The following is a 2,177-nucleotide window of genomic DNA, read 5'->3' as shown; positions in this document are numbered from 1 at the left end:
TGTCGCTTCCGCCTGAAGACTGACCCTCAGATTCCGGGTGAATGCTGACCCACCCCGTGAACGATCATGAGGTGCTGAACGTGGAGGACTGGGCGGAGATCCGACGGTTGCATCGCGCGGAGGGCATGGCGATTCGCGCGATCGCTCGGCGGATGAAGGTGTCGAAGAACACGGTGAAGAAGGCGCTGGGCTCGCATGAGCCGCCGAGGTATCGGCGCAAGCCACGCGGGTCGGCTGTTGATGATTTCGAGCCGCTGATCCGGCAGGTGTTGTCGGAGTTCCCGGATATGCCGACGACTGTGATCATGGAACGGGTCGGCTGGCAGCGTGGGAAGACGGTGTTCTTCGAGCGGGTGCAGCAGTTGCGGCCGTTGTTCAAGCCCGTGGATCCGGTCTCGCGCACGGAGTATCAACCGGGCGAGCTCGCCCAGTGTGACCTGTGGTTTCCTCCGGTAGATGTCCCGTTGGGGTTCGGTCATAGTGGTCGTCCTCCGGTCTTGGTGATGGTCAGTGGCTACTCGCGGATCATGGCCGCGACGATGATTCCGACCCGGCAGAGCCCGGATCTGCTGGCCGGGCACTGGGCGTTGATCTCGGGTTGGGGCCGCGTGCCCCGAGCCTTGGTCTGGGATAACGAATCCGCGGTCGGGCAATGGCGAGGCGGTAAACCGCAACTGACCGAGACGATGAACGCGTTCCGAGGAACGTTGGGCATCAAGGTGATTCAGTGCCGACCCGGCGATCCGGAAGCCAAGGGTTTGGTCGAACGCGCCAACGGTTATCTGGAGACCTCGTTCCTGCCCGGGCGTGTGTTCACCGATCCGGCCGACTTCAACGCCCAGCTGGGCGAGTGGCTGGGCAAGGCCAATCAGCGTCATCATCGGCGTTTGGAATGTCGTCCGGTCGATCGCTGGGAGGCCGACCGACGGTCGATGCTCGAGCTGCCGCCGGTGGATCCTGTGGTCGGATGGCGGTTAACGACTCGGCTACCTCGCGATCATTACGTCCGGTTGGACTCCAACGACTACTCCGTGCATCCGGCCGCGATCGGTCGACGAGTCGACGTTCGTGCCGACCTCACTGAGGTCGTGATCACGCTATCGGGAACCGAACTTGCTCGGCACCAACGATGTTGGGCCGGTCACCAAACCATTACCGATCCCGGTCATGCTGCCGCGGCCGCCGAGCTGCGCCGGTCTCGGCGCCTGGTCGCTGTTCCCGCGATCGATACCGGTGTCGAGCATCGAAACCTCTCCGACTACGACCGCATGTTCGACCTCGACGAGGCGAACGGCAGCGAGGAAATCGCCTGATGGCCACCAAGACCACCACGAATGGATCACGCAACGTCAGCTCCGAAATCGCGTATCTCGCACGAGCGCTCAAGGCTCCGACGCTGGGCAATGCGGTCGAGCGGCTGGCCGAACGGGCCCGCGCCGAGAGCTGGAGCCACGAAGAATTCCTGGCCGCGTGCCTGCAACGCGAGGTTTCCGCCCGCGAGTCCCACGGCGGGGAAGGACGCATCCGCAGCGCCCGGTTCCCGTCCCGAAAATCGTTGGAGGAGTTCGACTTCGACCACCAGCGCTCGCTCAAACGCGACACCATCACCCACCTGGGAACCTTGGACTTCATCACCGCCAAGGAGAACGTCGTGTTCCTCGGCCCGCCCGGCACCGGCAAAACCCACTTGTCGATCGGGCTCGGAATCCGCGCCTGCCAGGCCGGCCATCGTGTCGCGTTCGCCACCGCCGCGGAATGGGTGTCTCGTCTGGCCGAGTCTCATCACGCCGGAAAACTGCAGGCAGAGCTGATAAAGCTCGGCCGGATTCCGCTGATCATCGTCGACGAGGTCGGCTACATCCCTTTCGAATCCGAGGCCGCGAACCTGTTCTTCCAGCTCGTTTCCTCCCGCTACGAACGAGCCAGTCTGATCGTCACCAGCAACAAACCCTTCGGCCGCTGGGGTGAGGTCTTCGGCGACGACGTCGTCGCTGCCGCGATGATCGACCGCCTCGTCCACCACGCCGAAGTCATCTCGATGAAGGGAGACAGCTACCGACTCAAGGACCGCGACCTCGGCCGCGTCCCAGCGGCCAAGACCAACGACTGACCACACCACCAGGGGTGGGTCCGGATTCAACCGGAACGACCGGGTCACGATTCAACCGGAGTTGACA

The 2,177-nt window shown here is 63.7% G+C and carries 2 protein-coding genes; both read left to right on the top strand.

The window, feature by feature from the left end:
• Window positions 1-71: 71 nt before the first annotated feature.
• The gene (gene istA / locus DFR74_RS35170; protein ID WP_067514229.1) at window positions 72-1,313 is read left to right on the top strand and encodes an IS21 family transposase; all 1,242 of its coding nucleotides are present in this window, start codon (window positions 72-74) and stop codon (window positions 1,311-1,313) included.
• Window positions 1,313-2,110, top strand: a complete 798-nt coding sequence (gene istB, locus DFR74_RS35165) for an IS21-like element helper ATPase IstB (protein WP_067514199.1) — start codon at window positions 1,313-1,315, stop codon at window positions 2,108-2,110. Before istA ends, istB begins: the two co-directional genes overlap by 1 nt.
• Window positions 2,111-2,177 lie beyond the last annotated feature (67 nt).

Origin of the sequence: Nocardia puris, assembly GCF_003315035.1 — a bacterium.
GTDB classification, from domain to species: Bacteria; Actinomycetota; Actinomycetes; order Mycobacteriales; family Mycobacteriaceae; genus Nocardia; species Nocardia puris.
Note: the sequence above shows the minus strand (reverse complement) of the source record. Positions and strands in the feature narration are given on the sequence as shown.

Bases quoted from the DNA above. Each gene is read 5' to 3' on its own strand.
- istB (WP_067514199.1), top strand. From the start codon at position 1,313: ATGGCCACCAAGACCACCACGAATGGATCACGCAACGTCAGCTCCGAA.